Annotated in this window: 30 protein-coding genes and 1 tRNA gene; 20 read left to right on the top strand and 11 right to left on the bottom strand. The window is 32.1% G+C overall.

The genetic code is table 11. The annotated features are described in order from the left end of the window. Positions 1-102: 102 nt before the first annotated feature. The 8 genes from Q9Q97_RS04620 to abc-f all read left to right on the top strand — a co-directional run bounded on the left by Q9Q97_RS04620 (position 103) and on the right by abc-f (position 6,785). On the top strand, positions 103-435 hold the full coding sequence (locus Q9Q97_RS04620; protein ID WP_306155122.1) for a translation initiation factor: 333 nt from the start codon (positions 103-105) through the stop codon (positions 433-435). Between the two features lie 120 nt (positions 436-555). Next, positions 556-1,425, top strand: coding sequence for a nucleoside phosphorylase (locus Q9Q97_RS04615; protein WP_306155120.1), 870 nt, complete (start codon positions 556-558; stop codon positions 1,423-1,425). Positions 1,426-1,497: 72 nt separating this feature from the next. After that, entirely contained in the window at positions 1,498-1,884 is a 387-nt protein-coding gene (locus Q9Q97_RS04610) for a VOC family protein (RefSeq protein ID WP_306155118.1), read from the top strand. 3 nt (positions 1,885-1,887) lie between these two features. Beyond that, on the top strand, positions 1,888-2,364 hold the full coding sequence (locus Q9Q97_RS04605; RefSeq protein ID WP_306155116.1) for a DUF4265 domain-containing protein: 477 nt from the start codon (positions 1,888-1,890) through the stop codon (positions 2,362-2,364). Positions 2,365-2,603: 239 nt separating this feature from the next. Next, positions 2,604-3,455, top strand: a complete 852-nt coding sequence (locus tag Q9Q97_RS04600) for a substrate-binding domain-containing protein (RefSeq protein ID WP_306155114.1) — start codon at positions 2,604-2,606, stop codon at positions 3,453-3,455. 19 nt (positions 3,456-3,474) lie between these two features. Beyond that, positions 3,475-4,407: a transglutaminase gene (locus tag Q9Q97_RS04595; RefSeq protein ID WP_306155113.1), complete on the top strand. Its 933-nt coding sequence runs from the start codon at positions 3,475-3,477 to the stop codon at positions 4,405-4,407. Between the two features lie 216 nt (positions 4,408-4,623). Then, positions 4,624-4,992: a hypothetical protein gene (locus Q9Q97_RS04590; RefSeq protein ID WP_306155111.1), complete on the top strand. Its 369-nt coding sequence runs from the start codon at positions 4,624-4,626 to the stop codon at positions 4,990-4,992. 206 nt (positions 4,993-5,198) lie between these two features. Then, on the top strand, positions 5,199-6,785 hold the full coding sequence (gene abc-f, locus Q9Q97_RS04585; protein ID WP_306155109.1) for a ribosomal protection-like ABC-F family protein: 1,587 nt from the start codon (positions 5,199-5,201) through the stop codon (positions 6,783-6,785). Between the two features lie 23 nt (positions 6,786-6,808). Here abc-f and Q9Q97_RS04580 read toward each other — a convergent pair whose 3' ends face one another. Then, positions 6,809-7,783 (bottom strand): alpha/beta fold hydrolase, encoded by a 975-nt coding sequence (locus Q9Q97_RS04580; RefSeq protein ID WP_306155108.1) that lies wholly within the window; start codon positions 7,781-7,783, stop codon positions 6,809-6,811. Between the two features lie 231 nt (positions 7,784-8,014). On the opposite strand from Q9Q97_RS04580, the gene Q9Q97_RS04575 reads away from it, so the two are divergent. The 6 genes from Q9Q97_RS04575 to Q9Q97_RS04550 all read left to right on the top strand — a co-directional run bounded on the left by Q9Q97_RS04575 (position 8,015) and on the right by Q9Q97_RS04550 (position 12,417). Continuing rightward, complete coding sequence (locus Q9Q97_RS04575; RefSeq protein WP_306155106.1) at positions 8,015-9,067, top strand: linear amide C-N hydrolase; 1,053 nt, start codon at positions 8,015-8,017, stop codon at positions 9,065-9,067. An 87-nt stretch (positions 9,068-9,154) separates the two neighbouring features. Then, positions 9,155-10,531, top strand: coding sequence for a hypothetical protein (locus tag Q9Q97_RS04570; RefSeq protein WP_306155104.1), 1,377 nt, complete (start codon positions 9,155-9,157; stop codon positions 10,529-10,531). Between the two features lie 143 nt (positions 10,532-10,674). Next, positions 10,675-10,992 carry a helix-turn-helix transcriptional regulator gene (locus Q9Q97_RS04565; protein WP_306155102.1) on the top strand — a complete coding sequence of 106 codons (318 nt, stop codon included), beginning with the start codon at positions 10,675-10,677 and terminating at the stop codon, positions 10,990-10,992. Between the two features lie 3 nt (positions 10,993-10,995). Next, the gene (locus tag Q9Q97_RS04560; RefSeq protein WP_306155100.1) at positions 10,996-11,463 is read left to right on the top strand and encodes an SRPBCC domain-containing protein; all 468 of its coding nucleotides are present in this window, start codon (positions 10,996-10,998) and stop codon (positions 11,461-11,463) included. Positions 11,464-11,470: 7 nt separating this feature from the next. After that, complete coding sequence (locus tag Q9Q97_RS04555; RefSeq protein ID WP_306155098.1) at positions 11,471-11,848, top strand: DoxX family protein; 378 nt, start codon at positions 11,471-11,473, stop codon at positions 11,846-11,848. A gap of 11 nt (positions 11,849-11,859) precedes the next feature. Continuing rightward, positions 11,860-12,417: a DUF4256 domain-containing protein gene (locus Q9Q97_RS04550; RefSeq protein ID WP_306155096.1), complete on the top strand. Its 558-nt coding sequence runs from the start codon at positions 11,860-11,862 to the stop codon at positions 12,415-12,417. 37 nt (positions 12,418-12,454) lie between these two features. Here the strand turns inward: Q9Q97_RS04550 and Q9Q97_RS04545 are convergent, their stop codons facing one another. Beyond that, positions 12,455-12,805 carry a DUF2200 domain-containing protein gene (locus Q9Q97_RS04545; RefSeq protein WP_306155094.1) on the bottom strand — a complete coding sequence of 117 codons (351 nt, stop codon included), beginning with the start codon at positions 12,803-12,805 and terminating at the stop codon, positions 12,455-12,457. 134 nt (positions 12,806-12,939) lie between these two features. Between Q9Q97_RS04545 and Q9Q97_RS04540 the strand changes: the two genes are divergently transcribed. After that, on the top strand, positions 12,940-13,335 hold the full coding sequence (locus tag Q9Q97_RS04540) for a VOC family protein (protein ID WP_306155091.1): 396 nt from the start codon (positions 12,940-12,942) through the stop codon (positions 13,333-13,335). Positions 13,336-13,387: 52 nt separating this feature from the next. Here the strand turns inward: Q9Q97_RS04540 and map are convergent, their stop codons facing one another. From map to Q9Q97_RS04525, 3 genes are all read right to left on the bottom strand, one after another. Continuing rightward, positions 13,388-14,152 carry a type I methionyl aminopeptidase gene (map, locus tag Q9Q97_RS04535; RefSeq protein ID WP_306155089.1) on the bottom strand — a complete coding sequence of 255 codons (765 nt, stop codon included), beginning with the start codon at positions 14,150-14,152 and terminating at the stop codon, positions 13,388-13,390. A gap of 117 nt (positions 14,153-14,269) precedes the next feature. Continuing rightward, entirely contained in the window at positions 14,270-15,007 is a 738-nt protein-coding gene (locus Q9Q97_RS04530; protein WP_306155087.1) for an SDR family oxidoreductase, read from the bottom strand. 78 nt (positions 15,008-15,085) lie between these two features. After that, the gene (locus Q9Q97_RS04525) at positions 15,086-15,655 is read right to left on the bottom strand and encodes a Crp/Fnr family transcriptional regulator (RefSeq protein WP_306155085.1); all 570 of its coding nucleotides are present in this window, start codon (positions 15,653-15,655) and stop codon (positions 15,086-15,088) included. A gap of 93 nt (positions 15,656-15,748) precedes the next feature. Here Q9Q97_RS04525 and Q9Q97_RS04520 point away from each other — a divergent pair, with 93 nt between their 5' ends. Next, positions 15,749-16,336 (top strand): hypothetical protein, encoded by a 588-nt coding sequence (locus Q9Q97_RS04520; RefSeq protein WP_306155083.1) that lies wholly within the window; start codon positions 15,749-15,751, stop codon positions 16,334-16,336. 11 nt (positions 16,337-16,347) lie between these two features. Here the strand turns inward: Q9Q97_RS04520 and Q9Q97_RS04515 are convergent, their stop codons facing one another. Continuing rightward, positions 16,348-16,743 carry a VOC family protein gene (locus Q9Q97_RS04515; protein ID WP_306155081.1) on the bottom strand — a complete coding sequence of 132 codons (396 nt, stop codon included), beginning with the start codon at positions 16,741-16,743 and terminating at the stop codon, positions 16,348-16,350. A 192-nt stretch (positions 16,744-16,935) separates the two neighbouring features. Between Q9Q97_RS04515 and Q9Q97_RS04510 the strand changes: the two genes are divergently transcribed. Both Q9Q97_RS04510 and Q9Q97_RS04505 read left to right on the top strand, forming a co-directional pair. Next, on the top strand, positions 16,936-17,508 hold the full coding sequence (locus Q9Q97_RS04510) for a hypothetical protein (RefSeq protein WP_306155079.1): 573 nt from the start codon (positions 16,936-16,938) through the stop codon (positions 17,506-17,508). A gap of 15 nt (positions 17,509-17,523) precedes the next feature. Further along, positions 17,524-18,045: an endonuclease V gene (locus Q9Q97_RS04505; RefSeq protein ID WP_306155076.1), complete on the top strand. Its 522-nt coding sequence runs from the start codon at positions 17,524-17,526 to the stop codon at positions 18,043-18,045. 15 nt (positions 18,046-18,060) lie between these two features. On the opposite strand, the gene Q9Q97_RS04500 is transcribed toward Q9Q97_RS04505, so the two are convergent. Then, positions 18,061-18,645 carry an HD domain-containing protein gene (locus tag Q9Q97_RS04500; RefSeq protein WP_306155074.1) on the bottom strand — a complete coding sequence of 195 codons (585 nt, stop codon included), beginning with the start codon at positions 18,643-18,645 and terminating at the stop codon, positions 18,061-18,063. Positions 18,646-18,793: 148 nt separating this feature from the next. Here Q9Q97_RS04500 and Q9Q97_RS04495 point away from each other — a divergent pair, with 148 nt between their 5' ends. Then, positions 18,794-18,988: a hypothetical protein gene (locus Q9Q97_RS04495; RefSeq protein ID WP_306155072.1), complete on the top strand. Its 195-nt coding sequence runs from the start codon at positions 18,794-18,796 to the stop codon at positions 18,986-18,988. 2 nt (positions 18,989-18,990) lie between these two features. Further along, positions 18,991-19,644, top strand: a complete 654-nt coding sequence (locus tag Q9Q97_RS04490) for a hypothetical protein (RefSeq protein WP_306155070.1) — start codon at positions 18,991-18,993, stop codon at positions 19,642-19,644. 61 nt (positions 19,645-19,705) lie between these two features. Here Q9Q97_RS04490 and Q9Q97_RS04485 read toward each other — a convergent pair whose 3' ends face one another. The 4 genes from Q9Q97_RS04485 to Q9Q97_RS04470 form a co-directional block, all read right to left on the bottom strand. After that, positions 19,706-20,236: a hypothetical protein gene (locus tag Q9Q97_RS04485; protein ID WP_306155068.1), complete on the bottom strand. Its 531-nt coding sequence runs from the start codon at positions 20,234-20,236 to the stop codon at positions 19,706-19,708. A gap of 7 nt (positions 20,237-20,243) precedes the next feature. Next, the gene (gene lepB, locus Q9Q97_RS04480) at positions 20,244-21,866 is read right to left on the bottom strand and encodes a signal peptidase I (protein ID WP_306155066.1); all 1,623 of its coding nucleotides are present in this window, start codon (positions 21,864-21,866) and stop codon (positions 20,244-20,246) included. Between the two features lie 182 nt (positions 21,867-22,048). Then, positions 22,049-22,684, bottom strand: coding sequence for a hypothetical protein (locus tag Q9Q97_RS04475; RefSeq protein ID WP_306155064.1), 636 nt, complete (start codon positions 22,682-22,684; stop codon positions 22,049-22,051). Positions 22,685-22,975: 291 nt separating this feature from the next. Further along, positions 22,976-23,053: transfer RNA gene (locus tag Q9Q97_RS04470), tRNA-Val, on the bottom strand. Positions 23,054-23,150 lie beyond the last annotated feature (97 nt).

Genomic DNA, 23,150 nt, shown 5'->3' with positions numbered 1-23,150 from the left:
ACTTTTTAATTCAATATTATAAATTCCAAATTCCAAACTCGTATTGGGATTTGGAATTTAATTTTTTATATTTATTCGAATTTATTTTTAGCATAAAATTTTATGGATTTAAAAGACCAATTAAAAAATTTATTTCCAGATCACGAAGAATCGAATGAACCTGAGCAGATTGAAGAACAAAAACACGTTCTTTATGTTCAGAAAGAGCCAATGATCTGTAAATTTGAAAAAAGAAAAGGAAAAGCAACAACCATAATTGAAGGTTATGAAGGCTCAGACGAAGATTTCAAAATCTTAGCCAAAGAAATCAAAACCAAATTAAGCGTGGGCGGAACTTTTAAAGACGCTTCGATCATAATTCAAGGCGATTACCGCGATAAAATTATGGCAATCTTAAAAGAAAAAGGATTCAAAACCAAACGGGTTGGTGGATAAAAGTAAAATTCCAATTTTTTAAATTCCAAATTCCAATTTGGTAAACGAGGAAGACGCACTGCAGTGAGCCTCTATAAAAGCTTCGAGCCTTTGTCACTTTGCATCTTAAAAGAAAAAAAAATGATACAATCTTCAGAATTGATATTAAATCCAGACGGAAGCGTTTACCACTTAAACCTTCGTCCTGAACATATAGCACACGACATTATTTTTGTTGGTGACCAAAATAGAGTAGAAAAAATCACTCAGTTTTTCGATTCAATCGAACATTCTGCTCAAAAAAGAGAATTTAAAACCCAAACGGGTATTTACAAAGGCAAAAGACTTTCTGTTGTTTCTACAGGAATTGGCCCAGATAATATTGATATTGTGTTGAATGAACTTGATGCATTAGTCAATATTGATTTAAAAACGCGTCAGCCAAAAGAAAAATTGACTTCTTTGAATATTATTCGAATTGGAACTTCGGGTTCGTTACAAGAAGATATTCCAGTTGATAGTTTTGTAATGTCTAAATTTGGTTTAGGATTAGACAATATGCTTCGCTCCTACTTAATTGATGACGTTTCTATCGCAGAAATTGAAGATGCATTTGTAAAACATACCAATTGGGATCCTAAAAAAGGAAAACCTTATGTTATAAAATGTTCTGAAACCCTAGAAAAATTAATCGAATCTGATCGAATTTTTAAAGGCATTACAGCAACAGCCGGCGGATTCTACGGCCCGCAGGGAAGAGTTTTGCGTCTGAATATTCAAGATGAAGAATTGAATAATAAAATGGATAATTTTAGTTTTAATGAAACTAAAATCACTAATTTAGAAATGGAAACAGCAGCAATCTACGGACTTTCTGCGCTTTTAGGTCACAACGCTTTATCGCTGAATGCTATTATTGCAAATCGTGCGAGCGGAACTTTTAGTGAAGATCCGTACAAAGCAGTAGATGAATTGATTGCGTATACATTAAATAAACTGGCAGAGAAATAATTAGATAATTGAGTTAATTAGAAAATTAGTCAATTATAAATTAAATGATTTTAAAACCGACGATAAATTCAGATGCATTTAAGAGTTGCGCGACACACAAATAATTTAAAAGAAATTGAAAATTTCTACGTCAATGTTTTAGGATTTGAACGTTTAGGAGGTTTTCAGAATCATAATAATTATGACGGCGTGTTTATCGGGCGACCAGATTTAGACTGGCATTTTGAATTTACGCAATCTGAAACGAAGGCAGTTCATGTTTTTGATGAAGATGACCTATTGGTTCTTTATCCAGATACAATTCGAAAATACAATATGCTGTACATTCAAATTATGGAACATAATATTGAATTTATTGAAGCTGTAAATCCTTACTGGAATGAAAATGGAAGAATGTTTCTTGATCCAGACGGTTATCGCATCGTAATTTCGCCTTTAAAAGCAACAAAATTAAATTAAAGAATGGAACAGGAAACTCATAAAAAAATACTATTTAAATACTATAGTGATTATCTAGACGAAGTAGTATCTGAAACCATGTGGGCAGAAATTATAGATTTGGAGAAAGGTCTTTTTAAACTGGATAATATTCCATTTTTCGGACCTTTGATTGCTACAGACGACATTTTTTATGCAGAATACGATGAAAAAGAAGAGCGTTTTATGCATCGAAAAACAATTCAGAATTCTGGAAACTCAATTGTTCAGATTGCTATTCTGGAAAAAGGGTTTGACAAAGAAATTATCCGAGACAAATTAAAGGCAATTAATTGTTTGTCGGAAGGTTTGAATGAAACTTTTTTTGCTGCAGAAATAGCCAAAGATGTAGATTATTCTTTGGTAAGAAGCCTTTTGAATGAATATGAATCTCAAGAAATTATCGAATTTGCAGAACCTTGCCTTTCAGAAAAACATAGGGCAGATTTATTAAAAAATTAAAAGTTTATTTTACATATAGAAACATAGGATCTATTTAATAAAAAAAGGGACAAAGAGAAAAATATTTCTTTCACATAGTTTGCTATGTGCATTCAAATGAGTGAAACGCCTTTTTTCAGTTTGCTAAAACTATGTTTCTATGTGTTAAAAAAATTGAGTAACAAAACAAGACTAACCATACATTATATATTTAGATTACGCATACGCATACCAAGCAACTTAACTTAAACTTAAAATAAATGAAAACTGTCAAAATTGCGGGTGTTCCGGAACACTTCAATTTGCCGTGGCATCTCTGTATTGAAAACGGCGAATTTGAAGAAGAGAACATCGACTTACAATGGACAAATGTTCCTGAAGGCACAGGAAAAATGTGTCAAATGCTTCGCGACGGAGAAACAGATCTAGCTGTTATTCTGACCGAAGGAATTCTAAAAGATATCTCGGCCGGCAATCCGAGTAAAATTGTTCAGATTTATGTGCAATCTCCTTTAATCTGGGGAATTCACGTTGATGCAAAATCTGATTTTCAGACACTGAAAGATCTTAAAAACAAAAAAGCGGCTATTTCTAGACTTGGCTCAGGATCGCAATTAATGGCTTATGTAAATGCCAATGAGCAAGGCTGGCAAATGGACGATCTTGAATTTGAAATCGTAAACACGATCGATGGCGCTGTTGATGCTTTGACCAATAAAAAAGCCGATTATTTTATGTGGGAACGTTTTATGACGAAACCGCTTGTAGACAAAGGCATTTTTAGAAGAATTGACGACTGCCCTACTCCTTGGCCTTCTTTTATTATTGTCGGGCGCGATGAGTTCTTAAAAAAGAATGCTAAAACGGTAGAAACCATTCTTAAAATAATCAACAAAACAACGGTTGATTTTAAAGAGATTCCAGAGATTGACAAGAAATTATCGAAGCTGTTTAACCAGAAAGCGGAAGATATTAAAGAATGGCTGAAACTGACGCAGTGGTCACAGAAAAATTTGACAGAAAAATCATTTAATAAAATTCAAAATCAATTATTTGATCTGGGAATTATTGATAAAAAAAGTATTTTTGTAGAAACAGTAAAAGCATTGTAAATACTGCTTTTTGATTCGTATGATGAAATTCCCTAAAATTGACTTACCGTATTTAAAATCCAAGCTACAGGTGAAATCACCGTGGGACAGGATTATTATAATGCTGTTGAGCCTTTTAATTACCATACCGATTTTCATCATACTGCATCAAAATTTAATCGATTTAGAATGGGCATTCAATCTAGATCGCGTATTCATCTTTATTTTTGTTTTTACCGCAGTGTTTTTTCTTCTGATGTATCTCAGAACGATAATTATTTTGTGCGTTGCCGTTTATCTCTTAATTCTCTTTTACGGATCTGTGATTGGAAATTATGGTTTCAGCGAAATCTCAGAAGATTACAATTCGATGATTTATACAATGTCAGACAATCCGTATCCGCAAGATATTATTGTCGCAAAACTGCTTCCGTTTCCCAATAAAACAAAGATTATTAATGCTATAGAATACCAAAATCCTAAAGTGCGAAATTTTGCTATTATGGCAACAACCAAACATTTTAAAGGCATTAGAGGCTATTCAGATTATCGAACCATTATTCAGTGTTTTGCTGTTTTTAAAGAAATAAACGGCAGATGGAATTATGTCAACGATCCAAAAGAAGGTGATTACATCGCAACCGCCAGCGAATCTTTAGAGTATTTCTCTGGCGATTGCGACGATCACTCTATCTTAATGGCCGCCGCCATACGCTCTATCGGCGGAACTCCGCGCCTTATTCATACCAAAGGGCATATTTATCCAGAAATTTTAATTGGTTCGATGATTGATTTGGAAAAAGTCAATTATCTAATCAAAAATGTTCTTTTTACAAAAGAAAGCTACGGTAAAAAACTGCATTATCACATAGACGAGCGCGGGCAAGTCTGGATGAATTTAGATTATACCGCAACTTATCCTGGAGGCCCTTTCATGTATGAGGAAATTTTAGGAGCTTTGACTCTTAATTAATCCATCTTAAAAAGTATATTAGACAAATTTTAGCTCCATTTTAGGTTTGTTTATAAAGTGCTGGTTATCAGTTAAAGTGCCGAAAACAGAGACTTTCCGAATTAAAAGCAATTCAAATTAAGAAGTAAAAAAAATCTTTATAAATATTTGATACCTAATATTTTAATATCATTTTTTTTTGTAACTTTTTCCTGTTTAACTTTTAATCTCAAAATCATGAAAAACTCAAAATTATTTACTCTCGTAATTGCCATTGCTGTCGTACTATTGGTTTCATGTCATAATAAAAGAAACAAACTAGTAAATTCATGGAAAGTTAGCGCTGTCGAAGCTAAAATGCCTCTTTCGGATTCTGCTAAAAACGCAATTCTAACCAATGGAATGCTTACTTTTACAGAAGATGGGCATGTTACAGGATTCTTGCTTCGTGAAATTACCGACGGAACTTACGCTTTAACAAAAAAAGGAAAAAGCCTTGTTATTAAAGATGAAGTTGGTACTCCTTATCCTTGCGAAAGTACTATAACAGAGGATAAATTAATTTTAGACACCAAAGAAGCCAAACTAACATTTGATAAAATTTAAACGAAGAATTATATTATAATTCGATACAAAAAACCATTCGAGACGATTGTACCGAATGGTTTTTTGATTTTTAAAGCGAAAATAAATACCTTTGCAACTCTTAAAACAAGTAACGCTTTATGTGAAAAATAATTTCTTTCAGGAAAATTTAATAAGCAGCCACAAGTTTGTGGATGCTATACTATTATCTATAAAAGAAAGGAATTATGCTTATTCTTCAAAATATCTCCTATCAGCATGAGAATAAAGACATGCTGTTTCAAAACATTAGTTTTACACTCAACAATCAAGACAAAACCGCTTTAGTCGGCAATAATGGTGTTGGAAAATCTACTTTATTAAAAATTATTGCAGGTGAATTTGCTCCTTTTTCAGGGCAAATCATTCAGAATTCAAAACCTTATTTTGTTCCGCAATTGTTTGGTCAGTTTAATGATCTTACCGTTGCTGAAGCTTTACGTATAAAGGAAAAAATAACTTCACTTAAAGAAATACTTGAAGGTGTTGTAACCGAAGAAAACCTTCAATTGCTAGATGATGACTGGACTATAGAAGATCGTTGTACTGAAGCTTTGTTGTATTGGCAGCTGCATGATTTGGATTTGAACCAGAAAATGGAAACCTTAAGCGGCGGACAAAAAGCAAAAGCCTTTCTGGCGGGAATTATGATCCATGAACCAGACTTAATTTTGTTGGATGAACCCAGTAATCATTTAGATTTTGCTGCCAGAACCTTGTTATATGATTTTATAAAATCGACAACAAGTACGCTTTTAATTGTTAGCCATGACAGAACCTTGCTCAATCTTTTAAATAAGACATTAGAAATGACCAAAAATGAAATTTCGGTTTATGGCGGCGGTTATGATTTTTACAGCGAACAAAAAAAGATTGAAAACAATGCTTTAGAACAAGATGTTCAAAGCAAAGAAAAGGCATTGCGAAAAGCCAAGGAAAAAGAAAGAGAATCTATTGAGCGTCAGAACAAATTAGATGCTCGAGGCAAAAAGAAACAGGAAAAATCGGGTGTCGCCAGAATTATGATGAATACACTTCGAAATAAAGCCGAAAATAGCAGTTCGAAACTTAAAAATGTTCATGCTGAAAAAATTAGCGGTATTTCTGAAGATTTGAGACAGTTGCGTTCTTCTCTACCTGCAATCGATCAGATGAAATTTGGGTTTAATAATGCTTCTTTTATTAAAGGGAAAACTCTGTTTAAAGCTTCGGATCTTAATTATACTTACGGCGAAAAAGAGCTGTGGAATGAAAATCTCAATTTTGAAATTCTATCTGGCGATCGCATAGTGATAAAAGGATTGAACGGTTCGGGAAAAACAACTTTGATCAAAATTATTCTCGGAGAATTGAGTCCGACGAAAGGGCAAATGACTTCATTGGTTAAAAAAGCAGTTTATATCGATCAGGATTATTCTTTATTGAACCAGAATCTTAAAATTTACGAGCAAGCTCAGGTTTTTAACGATTGCGGTTTGGAAGAACATGAAATAAGAATGAGATTAAATCGATTTTTATTTTCTAAAAATGATTGGGATAAGCCGTGTAATGCGTTAAGCGGAGGCGAAAGAATGCGTTTAATGCTTTGCTGTCTGACCATTAGCAGCGATTCCCCGGAGATTATAATTCTAGATGAACCGACAAACAATTTAGATATTCAAAATATCGAAATCCTGACTGCCGCTGTCAATGAATATCAGGGAACTTTAATCGTGATTTCACATGATCAATTGTTCTTAGAACAAATTAATATCGAAAAAAGTATTTTACTTTAAAATAGAAAAAACTAGCGTCAGACCTATCTTGGCGCTAGTTTTTCAATTTCATTGCAAATCAAATCGGGCTCTTGAAGCGTGATATAGTGTCCACTTTTTGAAGCAAAAACTTGATTGCTGTTTGTGGATAGCTTTAATAAATCGGTTTGTAATGCATTATGAATACCTAAATATTCTTTTTCCAGTTTTTTGTCTCTAGCACCTTCTACCCCAACTGGGTATTTCGCAGTAATTATAGTTAGCGGAATTGAAGCAAAGTTATTGATTTCAGAAGCTTCTTTCATCAATTTATCGTCATTTTCAAGCTCTGTCATCATTCCATCAAAAATGCGGTAAAAATAGTTTTTCACATTTTGATTGAACCAGTGTTCTTTTGGAACGGCAGCTGTAAAAGCGGTTGAACTGTATAAGATTCTAATAAGCCCAATTTCATTTAAAAAACTTAAAAACTTTCTTGGCGGTGGCTGAACAGAATTTCTTAAGGCTTCTGATGATTTTTCGAGCTGTTTAGGATGCGAAACATCAACAAAAACAATTCCTGCCAAATCTTTATTATTTTTTTGAATAAACAATCTTTGCGTGATTCCGCCAAAAGAATGTCCGACTAAAATGTACGGCTTGGGACAATTGGTTTGTTTTAAAAGCGTTTCTAAATCATCCGAATATCTTTTTAGTGAAATATCTTGAGACGGATCGCTCCACAAAATTCCAGCTTTATCATAAGCTATCGTGGTGTATTTTTTTAAAAGTTTTTTCTGAATATCTTGCCAATGCAAGTGATCTCCACCTAATCCAGATTCAAAGATTATAGTGCAAGGACCGTTTCCTAGCTTTTTATAATGAATTTTTCTTCCATTAATTGCTACAAATTCTTTTTCATCGGGACGTTTATTATCAAAATAAAAACGGGCAATTTGTTCAAATATAAATCCGATAAGAAGTAAAACTAGAAGTGTTATCAATAATGATTTTAATATTTTGAGTAGCTTTTTTGCCATTATATTGGGTTTAAAATATATTCTGATGGCATCAAAAGTAGTTTTATTTTATCCTAATTCAAAACTATTTATAATTATTCTAAATAATATTTTTACTTTTATAACTTTTAATCTATAGCCAATTTTTTACATAAAAGCTGTAAATTGCAGAGACGCTTTTTGAAAGCTATTTCTCCTCCAAAACAAACTGTTGAAAATCAGAACTTAACGTTTAATTAAATGTCTAAAACTATGAAAACAAAAAACAGATTTTTTCCTGCCCTATTAGCTCTAATATTATTAATAACCGAAACTGTACTGCCTTGTACAAGAATTGTTTACGAAGGATTGAACGGTACTATTATTACCGCACGATCAATGGACTGGCGCGGAGAAATTCCTGCCAATTTGTGGATTTTCCCCAGAGGAATTGAACGATCTGGAGAAGTTGGAGCTAGTTCTATTAAATGGAAATCTAAATATGGAAGCGTAATTACGAGTTCTTGGGACATTGCTTCTTCAGACGGAATGAACGAAAAGGGACTTGTGGGAAATCTTTTGTGGCTTGTAGAATCGCAATATCCTGCATTTGAAAAGAATGGTAAAGTAAAAGGTTTGGCCGTTTCATTATGGCTACAATATGTTTTAGATAATTTTTCGACAGTAGCTGAAACTGTAGCGGCATTAGAAAAGAACGATTTTGTAATTACTTCTTCGCATATTCCTGGAACCAATATTTTTGCTACTGTACATCTTTCCATTTCTGATTCTAGCGGTGACAATGCTATTTTTGAATATATAAATGGAAAACTCGTGATTCATCACGATAGAAAATATGTCGCAATGACCAATTCTCCAATTTTCGATCAGCAATTGGCTATTAATGCGTATTGGAAAGGAATTCCCGGCACGATTATGCTTCCGGGAACCAACCGCGCTGCAGATCGTTTTGTAAGAGCTTCTTATTATATAGATGCGATTCCGAAAACAGATAACACTAGAACGGCTCTGGCAAGTGTTTTCGGTGTAATTAGAAATTGCTCTGTTCCTTTGGGAATTTCATCAGAAACAGAACCGAACATCTCCTCTACCCGCTGGAGAACGGTTGCAGACCAAAAAAATCTAGTGTATTATTTCGACAATGTTTTGAATCCAAATGTGATTTGGGTTGAATTCAGCAAAATTGATTTTAGCGAAAAAGCAAAAATCAAAAAATTGAGCTTAGCCAATAATGAAAACTATTCTGGTGATTCTCTTATAAACTTTAAAGAAACCAAGCCCTTTACGTTTGCAGGATTAGATTAATCTTGAAAAAGAGCAATTTATTCTACCTTGTAATTAAATTCAGATAAATTTATATATTTGAAAAATAATCCTAAATCTTTCCTAATTATGAAACATTTTTACTGTAAGATCGCATTAAGTGCGTTTTTTGCATTATTTCTTTATAGCTGTCAAAATGATGAAGCGACAGAAACACCAACTCCTGACCAGCAATCTAAGGTGTTATTCTCTGTAGATTTTGGTAATGCCTACACTGGCGATATCAAAGGTTATCTTGCAGCCTATACTCCTGAAGGTGAATTGTTGAATTACGGCAGTTTAGGTGATTCTTTAAAATGGAATTTAAAAGGAAAATATAATGGAGATAAGATTGATATATTGTATTTTCAGGTAGTTAATGGTATTACGATTCAGCATATAAAAAGTGTTCCTGTAGGCAAAACTTTTTCTAATAAACAGAATTTTGAGCTATATAAAGAAACATACCGTAAAACTTTTAAGATCAAAGTAGAAGACTTTGGAAAAAGAGATGATAATGCGCCAATGGAAAATGGATTCATGAGTACGGCTTATTTTGGCTATAGCGGTAACATAACTTTTACCAGCCTAAAATGGAATAAAGTCGAAAATGGATACACTTATGCTGATCTTACTCTCACGAAAGGAAATGATGCTCAAGAAAAGAAATATGGATATCAGTTATTAATCTTCGACAAGAGCACCAACAAACCGTACGTGAAGTATTTAGATTTGGATACACTTATTCAGAATTATCCTGGAGACAATGATGTTATTACCTTAAATAAAAGTGATTTTGTACCTACAGAGATTAAAGCTGTGGAAGTAAATGCAAATAATCTTCCGTATGAAAACATGTTTTTGTATACCTATAACAAGCAAGCTGATAGAAGGGATATTGTTAGATCTTTTAATCATATTAGTGAAGGTAAAAACATTTGGTACTTGAGCAATAATCAAGAAGAGCCTATGAGTTTTTGGAGATTGGCTTATTCGGCAAAAGCTGGAAGTACTTCTTACGTCGCTGAAAGTAATAAAAAAGAGATTCCTTCTTCTGTTGTAATAAAAGAACTTCAAGGGCAAAGTGTAAGCAAAACTGGAGATCAATATACATTTAAACATGCTTCAGTTTTTCCAGACAAAACACTTTCGAGAACTTGTGTTTCATTTTATAAAAACAAATATGCTGCTAATAGCTTTACTTACATTCTCAATTTTAATGGTAAAGAAAGTGCAGGAAGTTCAACAATAAAACCTTTCAAAATCCCAACTGCGCTACTAGAAAAACATTCTAAGTACAAAGAAGTAGATAAAGCAGAATGGACTATTGGAGATTATGCGCAAGTTTACGATAATAGACCTTCAGAAAACCCAACTTTAGATCTATTAAATGATTTGTTGTTGTGGAAAACAAATGGATATTCTGAAAATGAATATTTAACTGAATCTTATCAAATTAAGCTTTAAAAAATAAGGAAAATTCCAATTTTTGAAATTCCAAATTCCAATTCTTTTAGTGTTGGAATTTGGAATTTCTTTTTTGAAGTTTCTCCATTTTTATTTTGCGCAGTCAAATGATTGCATTATATTTGCAGTCAAATAACTGCATAATGGAAATTAGAAGAGACGTTTTTCAAGCCATAGCCGATCCTACAAGAAGAGCTATTTTAAGTTTAGTTGCTGTTCAGGCCATGACTCCTGGGGCAATTGCAGAGAATTTTAATTCGTCGAGACAGACGATTTCGAAACATATTCAAATTCTAAACGAATGCGAATTATTACATCAAACTCAAAGCGGAAGAGAAATTTATTATCATTTAAATCCAGAAAAAATGAAAGAAATTGACCAATTTATCGAACCATTTAGAAAAATGTGGGACGAACGTTTTAATAAGTTAGAAGCTATCATGAAAAACTATAAAAAATAAACCATGGAAAAGAAAACCAAAATTCATGCAGAAGACAACAGGCATGATCTCGTAATTACAAGAGAGTTTGACTTGCCTGTAGAATTATTGTTTAAAGCTTATGTTGAACCTGAAATTGTGGCACAATGGATGGGAACAAAAGTTTTAAAATTAGAAAATAAGAAACATGGCGGTTGGGAGTTTGAAACCAGCGATGCTAACGGAAATGTGGTTTTTAAAGCAAATGGCGTAATTCATGATTTTGTTCCAAACGAAAAAATTGTTCGCACTTTTGAAATGGATAACATCAATTTTGCGCCTCAGTTGGAGTTTTTAGAGTTCGAAAAAATAACCGATGACACCAGCAAATTGACGATGCAGATCATATACAAATCGATTGAGCATAGAACAACGCAAATGAAACTGCCATTTGCTCAAGGTTTAAATATGGCACATAACAGACTAGAAGAAATTGTAACTAACCTAAAATAAAATAATCATGTCAAAAAGAAATAGAATTATTTATTGGATCGCCACACTTTGGCTGGCTCTAGGAATGACAGCAACAGGAATTGTACAGCTTATACCAGTGAAAGAAGAAGCTGAAATGATACAGCATTTGGGCTACCCACTTTACTTTTTAACGCTTTTAGGCGTTTGGAAACTTTTGGGCGTTATTGCCATTTTAATTCCGAAATTTGGTTTATTAAAAGAATGGGCTTATGCCGGTTTCTTTTTTGCCATGTCTGGAGCCGTTGTTTCGCATTTAGCCGTTGGTGATGATGCATCAGCGCTTTTCGGACCAATTTTACTAATTGTTTTAACTGTAACTTCTTGGTATTTCAGACCTGAAAACAGAAAATGCACTTCTAACTAAAACTAAAGAACATGAAAAAACAACTGACAGCAAACGAGCAAGAAGAGCTTTTAAGCATTCTTGAAAAACGTTTTGAGAAAAATAAAAACCGTCATAAAAATCTGGAATGGGCAAAGATTGAAGCCAAACTAAAAGCCAATCCAGCCAAATTGTGGTCGCTTGACGAAATGGAAAGAACCGAAGGCGAACCCGATGTGATTGGCTACGATAAAAAAACAGACGAATATCTTTTTGTAGATTGTTCTGCTGAGAGTCCGAAAGGGCGAAGAAGTATTTGCTACGATCATGAAGCGCTCGAGAAAAGAAAAGAACATAAACCCGCTGACAGCGCTATAAATATGGCACAAGAAATGGGAATTGAAATTTTAAATGAAGAGCAATACAAAGAATTGCAAAAGCTAGGAAAATTTGATACCAAAACTTCGAGTTGGATTTTAACTCCGCCAGAAATACGAAAATTAGGAGGCGCCATATTCTCCGATTTCAGATACAATACCGTTTTTGTATATCATAACGGTGCCGATTCTTATTACGCTGCGAGAGGTTTTCGCGGTTTACTAAGAGTTTAAAAGTAAAAGACTTTCAAATTATTTTTGAAGGTCTTTTTTATTCTCTTAAAATCTTTTCCATTTTTCTGCCTTTCGCAATTTCATCGACTAGTTTGTCTAGATATCTTAATTTTTGAATTAACGGATCTTCTATCTCTTCTACTCTATAACCGCAGATAACTCCCGTAATTTTAGAAGCATTCGGATTAAGTTCTGGAGCTTCGGCAAAGAAAGTCTGAAAATCTACTTTCTTTTCAATTTGTTCTTTAATTTGCGTGTCGCTATAACCTGTTAACCATTTAATTACAGTATCTAATTCTTCTTTTGTTCGCCCTTTCTTTTCGACTTTTTGAATGTATAATGGATATACGCTAGAAAATAGTATTTTGTAAATTCTTTCTGTGTTCATGACAATATGATTTTACTTAAATCGGTTATGTAAATATAGCCTAAAACCATAAAAAATGAAAACGCAAGCATTTATTTAATACCTTAGATTCAACTAAAAAAGATCAATTTTAGAAATTTTAAATAGTTATTACTATGGAAAATCAAGATGATAAAACACCAAAAGTAATTGGAATTGGAGGCATTTTCTTTTTTTCGGATAATCCAAATGAAACCAAAAATTGGTATTCAAAAAATTTGGGATTAGACGTAAACGATTGGGGTTCGACTTTTGAATCGAGAGATTTAGAAAATCCTGATCAGGTAAATTCATTGCAGTGGAGTCCTTTTCCAAAAGGAGACGATTACTTCTCTCCTTCTAAAAAGGATTTTATGATCAATTATCGCGTCCAGAATATTGAAGGTCTTTTAAAGCAATTAAAAGAAAATGGCGTTACTATTGTTGATAATATCGAAACTTACGATTATGGTAAGTTTGTACATATAATGGATGCTGAAGGCAACAAAATTGAACTTTGGGAAGCAGTTTAAAAATCAAAAACTCCATTATTTCTAATGGAGTTTTGGTTTTATACGTTTTTTTTTAATTCCAAATTTCATTCATTTCGGTCAAAATAATTGGTTTTCCTTCTGTAACTACGATGGTATGTTCGTGCTGAGCCATAAAACCGCCTTTGTTTCCAACCATTGTCCACCCATCTTTTAAGGTTTCGGCAAAAGTTGAAGCTGTAGAAATAAAAGTTTCAATAGCCACTACAGAATTCTTCTTAAATCTCGTTTGGTTAAAGCGATCTTTATAATTCGCAATTTCGTGCGGTGCTTCGTGAAGACTTCTCCCTACTCCATGTCCCGTTAAATTCTTAATCACTTTATAACCGCGTTTTTTTGCTTCAGTTTCAATTAAAAATCCGATATCAGAAATACGGACTCCGCCTTTTATGCTGTGAATTGCTTTATATAAAATATCTTTAGAAGCTTCAACTAATTTTTGGTGTTCATTTACATCAGAACCAATTACGAAAGATCCTCCATTATCTGACCAAAATCCGTCTAACTCTGCAGAAACATCAATATTAATTAAATCGCCTTCCTTCAAGATTCTTTTCTCAGATGGAATTCCGTGGCAAAACTCATTATCAACACTAATGCAAGTCCAACCAGGAAATCCGTAAGTTAGAAATGGCGCAGATTTCGCTCCCAAATCATTCAAAATTTGTCCGCCATAATCGTCCAATTCTTTTGTAGACATTCCAGGTTTGGAAAATTTTCTCATTTCTTTTAAAGTAAAAGCGACTGCTTCACTTATTTTTTTCATTCCTGCTAACTCTGCTTCGGTTGTAATGGACATTATTTTGCTTCTTAAAAATTAATAACGGGCTAAATTTACCACTTTTCTAGTAAAACAATAGTTATTAAAATGATAAAAACCTTCCAAAATCAATGACTTTGAAAGGTTTTCTTCTTTTTACCATGGACTTTCTTCGCTTTCATCTTCAATATCTGGACTGAAAAATTTTCCAGTTGGTCCATCTTCGTCAACCAAAGTATGTTTTATAATAAAACTGGCAGCTTTCTCAACACTTTGCGGTCCGCTGTGATGATTAAAATCGGTTGCTGTATAACCTGGATCTATTGAATTTACTTTGAAGTTTTGATCCTTCAGTTCATGGGCTAAAGTCACCGTAAACGCGTTTAATGCCGTTTTAGAAGAAACATACGAAACCGCTTTTATGGCATAATATTTCCAAGTTGGATCGCTGTGTAAAGTCAGTGACCCCAATCCCGAAGTAATATTGCTGATTCTCGGACTATCTGATTTTTTCAATAATTCCATGAAAGTCTGAGTAACGCTTATCACTCCGAAGAAATTCGTATCAAAAACTTTTTGAATGCTTTCTACCGAAGTTGTAGATGCATCTTGCGGAGTATCTCCCAGAATTCCAGCATTATTAATCAGAATATCCAATTTGCCTTGCTCCTTTTCTACTGTATTTTTTGCTGCTAAAACGCTTTCTGCATTGATAACATCAATTTGAATGGCTTGAATGTTTTGAAATCCATTTCCATTCAATTCTTTTACAACTTCCTCACCTTTTGCAAGATCACGAGTTCCTAAATAAACGAACAATCCTTTTGTTGAAAGCTGTTTAGCCGTTTCTAAACCAATGCTTCTATTTGCGCCTGTAATTAATACTGTTTTCATTTTTATCTTTTTAAATTATCTGAAGCAAATTTCCGTCGATAAAAAACAAAAACATTTGCCATATGGCAAAAAGTAATTTTAGCGGATATTTTTTCTAATTCTGCTTAAAGAAGATTGTGTAATTCCCAAATACGAAGCCAAATACGAAAGCGGAACTCGATTAATTACTTTTGGAAACATTTCCATAAAAGATAAATAACGTGTTGTGGCGTCTTCTGAAACCAGCGGACTTCTTCTTGCCACTTTCTGAATTAACGCTTTTGAAGTGATTTTATGTACAATTGTGTCCCAGCCTACGATCGTGTTAAGTAATTCTTGCCAATCGGATTTAGAAAACACGATAACTTTGCAATCTGTAACGGCTTGCACATAAGCAGACGAGCAGATATTGTTGTCGAAACTTTCTAAGTCAACAACCAAATTATTTTCGTCGATAAAGTATTTTGTAATTTCTTCGCCTTTGTTGTTGTAATAACAGACACGCATTATGCCTTCTACGATAAAACCAACTTCAGCAGCTATTTTTCCGGCCTCAGAAAAATAGTCTTCTTTTTTTATTTCTTTTTCTTTGGCTTTCGTCAAAATCAAATCAATCTGCTGTTGATTTAAATTGCCAAACTGTAATATGTAATTTACTAATTCTTTCATGCACGAAAGTTAGTCATAAGTTTTTATTGAGAATTTGCCATATGGCAAAAAATACTATAGATATATTTATATTAGCGGATATAAAAACAAACAATGAAATTAATTCTACAACTTTTATTTGTACTTTTTATTAATCTTGGATTTAGTCAGGATTATAGACAGGCATCGATAATTTTTAACGACAACAGTTCTATTGAGGGCTTTGCTGAAATTAAAAATAATGCCATTTATTTTAAGGTAAAACAAGAAGATAAAGCAGATAAGTGGAGTTATGATTTTGCAAAAGGTTTAGTTTTTTCTGCCTATGGATTTTCTGAAAAGTATGAGTATGTTGAATTTGAACATTCAAAACCCAAGTTACTTCAAGTTATTGAAGAAGGAAATGTAAATCTTTATCGATACGCAAAAGCTTATTATAGCGGCAGAGATACAAATATATCAATTGGAAAATTACCTTCTGATGAAGATATTGTTTGGGCTACGACAGAAGCATTATATGTAAAACGAAAAAGTGAACCATATGCTACAGATATTGAGTTTAGTTTTAATATAAGAGCAAAAAAATACTTTGGCGATTGTAAAAAAGTCATAGAAAGAATTAACAACAAGAAATTTACCAAAAAAAACATTAAAGATATGGTCTTTTTCTATAATGAATATTGTGGTTCAGACGACGAATAATTGATTAAAAACTACATTCCTGGCCAATACAAAAAATTAAACTTATGCCCGTCTGGATCTGAAAAGCCAAACGTATAGCCCACTTCAAAATTTTCTGGTTCAGAGTAAATCGTTCCGTTGATTTCTTTTATTTTTTCATACCAAAGATCTACTTCTTCTACACTGCTGGCAGACAGAGAAAATACAATTTCGTTATCGATAGCCGTGTTGGATAGTTTTCCTTTTGCAGCATCTTCTAATCGTTTTGGAGCAAAAAAATTAATTACAAAATCATTTTCTCCAAAAACAAAACTTACCAATTCTTTTGTTTCGGTTCCGTTTTGTTTAAAACCTAGAGCGGTATAAAATTGAATTGTTTTCTGTATATCGTTAGAAACCAAATTGGCCCATATCATTTTAGTGATCATAATTTTAGTTTTTTGATTTGTAACTAAGTTACTAAATAAATTCCTTAAATGTTGGCAAGAGAATCTTTAGGCTATTGATTTATTTTCTTGTATAAAAGTTTTTAAATTAATTTTCGCTGAAAGCGTTATTCTTTGTAAGGTTTTTCTAAATTTAGACTTTCAATATTGTATTGAAAGAAAAAATAGATCTCTATGAAAATTTTTAAGCCTTTTTCTTTTTTGCTTACGATACTCTTAACAGGCTGCGTCGGAAACATGAATCCGACCGGTGGAAATTCTGCGCCAAATTATCCCTTTTTTATAACCACAGAACCTTTAATGGTAAAGAAAATTCAAGTTCCAGTAGGAACAAAATTGGTTTATGAAGAAAGCTTTTTTAATGAAGGAAAAATGGAACATAAATTAAGCGAAGAAAAATTGAAAACAATTGAATTTCCTGTCGGAAAAGAATTAATTTGGGGCGGTATTCCTGTGAAATCTATTGATAAATTTTTCAATTCAGAAATGCATGGATATACCGTTACGGCTGACTTTAGCAAATTGAATGACGATAAAAAAACTAAATTCTCAGAACTTTGGAAAAGCTGTAATGATGATTTAGGAATTACAATAAGAAACACTGACGATTGGTCTTTTAATAAACAGAATATTGCTGATATAGAAGACTGTAGCGTCAACAATCAGCGTTATTTTAAAGACGATATGAAGCAGCAGTCCTTTTTAAATGAAATGTACGCCGAATTGCAGAAAGTAAATCCCAAATAAATATACCATACCAACATGATCTTAGCTTTTGACACTTATTATTTCGACCAAAAAGCAAAAACAATCTGTGTTGAATTTGCAGAGTGGAATGAAGACAAAAACTTTAAAATTCATTCTGAAACAATAGACAATGTAGAAGAATATATTCCCGGTGAATTTTATAAAAGAGAATTGCCTTGTATTTTAAGCTTATTAAAACAAATTGATCTCTCGACGATTGAAGTTATCGTAGTTGACGGATTTGTTTATTTAGATGATGAAAACAAATATGGTTTAGGCGGTTATCTATACGAGAAGCTAAACAAGAAAATACCGATTATTGGTGTTGCCAAAACGAATTTTGCTTCTATAGAAAAGAATAAAAAAGCACTTTATAGAGGAGACAGCAAAAAACCGCTGTACATCACTTCTATCGGAATTGATCTGGATGAAGCTTATAAAAAAGTAGAAAGTATGGCGGGAGAATTTAGATTTCCGACTTTGCTTAAAGAATTGGATAGATTGACGAAGGAGGAAGAACAAAACTCCTCAATTTGAAGAGGAGTTTTATTGCTATGATTCAATTTTAGGCGATTCTACAAAACGATGATATTCTTTAATTTTAGTCTTTAACCGATTGGCTAAATACTCATTTGCATCTTTTAATTCGCGGTAAATCGTTTCTGCTTCTTCAATATATATTAGCTTTTTCTCATCATTCCAATAAAATGGTGGTTCGTAGAGATTGCATATTCTATCGGCCATTTTAACTGCCCAGACTTCTTTTGGCTGTTGTTTTATTCTTCTTAAGCTGTCTAGCATTTTTTCAGATGAGCTTTCAATTTGGCTGTTTTTACTCAATGCTAAAACTCCATCTGCCACTTCATTTCCAAAAAGATCATTTATTTTTTCATAAGATATATCAGTGTCTTCAATGGTATCATGCAGCATAGCACATTTTATGGCTAAATCGGCATTTATAGATGGCGTCAATTGAATTGCTTTAAAAATTTCAAAAACAACACTTCCAATATGATTTATATATTCAACTTGTTCTCCATCTTTCGATCCTCCATATTTCTGACTATTGTGCAGTCTAGAAACCAATTGCCATATTCTTTGTATTTCATCTATTGACCAATCTTTCTGCTCTTTCATCTATATATTTTAAGTTTTTTATTGACTGTAATTTATTGATTTTTCTATAGATTTACAAGCTAAAAGCTTTTTATTATATTTAAAATATATTTATAAAGAATTTAATCTAACTAAGATTTACCAACCTTGTTCGATAATCTCAAAAAACATGAAACTAAAGTATATTATTCTTTTTGCCTTAATTTATCTTCAAAACTCTGCTTTCGGGCAAAATAATTTCTCGGTAAATCCTTTAGATGCCGTTTTTGAAACGTCAGACGTAAAAAGTTTCTGGTCAGCTTTTGATAAAATGGGAAAATCAACTATGTTGCTTTTTTTAGATAATGAATCTTATAAAGGCTAGAAATGAACTTATCAAAAAAATTAAGCAGAAATATTATATCATTTTTGATCGCAATAATAACTTTTTCTTGTAAAGAAGGTGATAAATCAATACCAAAAACAACAAATGGTGCTGCTAGAACATTAAAAAATAAAGAGCTATCAGTTTATACAAAGTATAAGTATTCCAATTCTGAAGGTGGAAAAATAACCATACAAAACAGTTTACCTAGAGGCGGTATGAAATATGCTACTCCCAATGGCGAGAAATATATTTATGCAGTATTTTGGACCCGAATTACAAATGAAACAAATAATGCTTTTGAGTTGAAAATTAGCATTCCTGTAAACTCATACGAAATACCTTCTTTGCCTGGTCAATACTTTAAAATAGTAATTCCTTCAGATGAAATGACACTCGATAAAATTCCTATGTTTAATTATGGATTGGAAAACTTAGAATCTTTCTTAGATACTAATATCAGTAAACCATCTTCGTTCAAAAGAACCATAGCTCCTAAACAATCAACAGGTTTTTATGTTGTAATGTTATGCGCTGCTGAAGGAGCCAAAGGAACCTTACGAACAGAACTTTATTTAAAAGAACAAAATCTTTTTTATAGAATTAATGGAAAAGAAATTAGCTGTGGAAGTATAATCACAAAAGAAGCTTCTTAATTCCTGTATGAGTGATCAAAAAAACTTTAGAACTTATATGTCTCTAATTAGTTTAAAATTTTTAATCTAAATACCCTTCATAAACAATTTCTGTTAGAATATCTTTTTTAAAATTAAATACAAATACAGATGTCTGTTCTAAATCACCAACCTTTATTACATTAGAATTTATTTTAGTATTTAGGCTGTTTTCAAAGTCTTTCTTTTTTATTCCGATTTTAATATTTTTCGAAAATTGAAATTCTGGATTTTTGATATTTGCTTCAAAAATAAACTCTTCAGTCTGTGTTTTATAGCTTGAAATCTTAATTTTATCGAATTCAAAATTTATTACAGTATCTATTACGTTGTCAACATGCCTATTTTTAATTAGTTCTTTTTGAATAATAAATCTAGAGTCTTTTTTAAATTCATTTAATTCATAAAAGAATTTGGCTGCCAGTGAGTCATCTTGAATATATTTTTCTTCAACGATTTTTACATCATTTTCACTCTTTGAAGTAGTTTTTGGAATGTTAGAAGAAATTTCCTTTTGTTTACACGAGGTTAATGCTAAAAATATTAATATCAAAATTCTCAAATGTTTCGCCATATTTTTTTTAAATATTCTTGTTTTTATTCTTTTTTCTATTCTTTATAAATTTGTTCGCTAAAGTAAAAAGACCTATTACAACTAAAAAATGAATTAAATACGATTTAGGTTCATTGTTTACATTTGTTAAAGAAAAAACACGATTCCATCTTATTTTATCAATTCCAGAGGCATTTTTCTCCCAACTAAACCAGATAAATACAGGTTTTCCAATTACGTGATCAAAAGGAACAAATCCCCAGAATCTTGCATCAAGAGAATTTTGGCGATTATCTCCCATCATCCAATAATAATCTTGTTTAAAAATATAAGTATCGCTTGGTTTTCCGTTTATTATAATCTGTTTGTTTTGAATTTTTAAACTATTGTGTTCGTATTCTTCGATAATTCGTTTGTAAAGAGGAAGTGTTTCCATATTCAATTTTACGGTTTTTCCTTTCTTCGGAATATAAATTGGACCGTAATTATCAATATTCCAACCTAATGATTTAATGTGAGGAAAAACATTTCCATCTTGCCCTTTTGGCGTCAATTGCTTTTTAACGCTTTTTACAACTGGGTTGCTAGCCATCAATTTAGCTTCATCATCTGTTAGCGTCAAGAAATATTCTCCCGTATTGGTTAGTCCAAAATAGCCATTGCCATATTTAAATCCTTCTCTGGCTCCATACGTATTCACAAGTTCATCTTGGCTTATCGCCTGTCCTTTTGTATCAATTAAAAAATTATATTGAGGTTTTGCACTTTTTGGCAAGACTGATAATTTGCCATCAATATAAATATCTCCGTCACGAATTTCTAAAGTATCGCCAGGAATTCCGACGCATCGTTTAACTAAATTCGTTTTCTTGTCAATAGGTTTATAATAGTTTCTATCAGGATTAAAATCATCCATATTTCGCAAAGTATCTGCAGGCTGATTAAAAACTACAATTTCATTACGCTCGATTTCTTCTATTGCAGGAAATCTAAAATAAGGTAATTGAAACTTATTTAATAACGAACTTTCCTTTTTAGAAAAATCATCATTAAATAAATAAGATTTTGTTCCCAAAATAGGAATTGAATCATGAACCATTGGTAGAGCAACTGAAGTCATGGGTGTTCTTGCTCCAAAATTGATTTTGCTTACAAACAAAAAGTCTCCCGTATATAATGTTTTTTCTAATGATGAAGATGGAATGGTAAACGGCTGAATAATATATGTATGAACCAATGTAGCCACAATTATAGCAAATACAAGAGATCCGATTGTATCTTCCGTTTTAGATTCTGGATTTAAATCTCTATCTTGAATATAAGATATGTCTTTTGAAGCATAATTTAAAAATGCAATATAGAAACCAAATGTTAGCAAAACCAATAAAGTGTCTTTTGTAGAGTTTTTTCCAAAGCTTCTAATGAATTCAATCCAAATTACTGGAATCATTAAAAGATTTATTATTGGAATAAAAAGTAAAAACATCCACCAAAGAGGACGTTTTATAATTTTCATCATTATAACTAAATTATAAATCGGTATAAATGACTCTATCGGTTTTCTTCCAACTTTTGTATAAAGTTTCCAAGTAGATAATCCATGGATAATAAGAACAATCAAGATAAAAATGAGCCATTGCGATAAATTCATGTTTTTGAAGTTTGATTCGTTATTTTTTTATACTAAAAATATATTGATTTTGATATATGTAGCATTTTGTTAAAATTGTTACAGATCATAAAACCCAAACAACGGATTTATAATATAGATATAAATGAAAAATCTCCAAAATCAAATGACTTTGGAGGTTTCGTAGTTGTGAACCATGATTTTTATTCTTTTTTAGTTCCTGTCCAGAAATAATTTTTATTACATTCTTTTGATATCAATTCGGTTATATGTTTGCTTGTGTCTTTTAAAGATTTGTTGTTTTTCTTTTCAGAGAACGAAATAAGTAAATTAGGCTTTTCAAATTGGTGTATTTTTACAACTTTATTGTTTGTATATTTTAGATATAGCCTATTAACATATAGTTGCCTTTTATATGTTCTTCCGTTATTATGTGAAACTATCGTAATGTCATTTGCTCCAAGTTCAAAATTTTTTATTTCAGAAAATTGAACTTGAATTTTCCTAAAAAGATTCAATTTTATTTTTAAAACTTCTTTAGTATTTTCTATATAAAAAACATTCGATGTTGGCTTAATGAATGTCTCAAATGAAACAGATGCAAAATATAAGCCTGCAATAAATAATATGCCCGAAAATAAAAAAGCTAAACCTGTATTTAGATTAAATTCTCTGTTAAGTAGATTAATTGATAATTGGTAACAAACATAGAAAATAGCAACTGAAATGAGTAAATAACAAAAAATATAGTAATAATCATTTAGGCTTCTTCTATAATCAATTTTTAAATTTCCATTCTCAAATTTTTCAATAGAATAATTACCGATGTTATACTTCATTTTTTTAGTTGTTGCTTTTTTTGGTTGTTTTAAAATCCGATGCTAATGGGAATGCTCTGAAATAGCTGAGCTAATATATTAGTTTTTGAAAAATATTAGACATAAAAAAACTCCTTAATTTCTTAAGGAGTTTCTTGGTGGGCGATGATAGCTTGTTCCGATTCATCGGAAGGTTCGAACCCCCGACCACTTCCGATGTTAATCGGAATGCTCTGAATCAGCTGAGCTAATATATTAGTTTTTGAAAAAAATAGACATAAATAAAACTCCTTAATTTCTTAAGGAGTTTCTTGGTGGGCGATGAGGGGTTCGAACCCCCGACCCCCTCGGTGTAAACGAGGTGCTCTGAACCAGCTGAGCTAATCGCCCTATTTTACTAGGTTGCTATCGTTTGTGATTGCGAGTGCAAATATACAGCTAGATTTTATATTTCCAAGCCTTTTTTTGAAAAATGTGAAAAATAATT

Origin of the sequence: Flavobacterium sp. DG2-3 (assembly GCF_030730925.1) — a bacterium.
In the GTDB taxonomy this organism is placed as follows: domain Bacteria; phylum Bacteroidota; class Bacteroidia; order Flavobacteriales; family Flavobacteriaceae; genus Flavobacterium.
The sequence above is the reverse complement of the archived record's forward strand: the minus strand, read 5'-3'. Positions and strand labels throughout refer to the sequence as shown.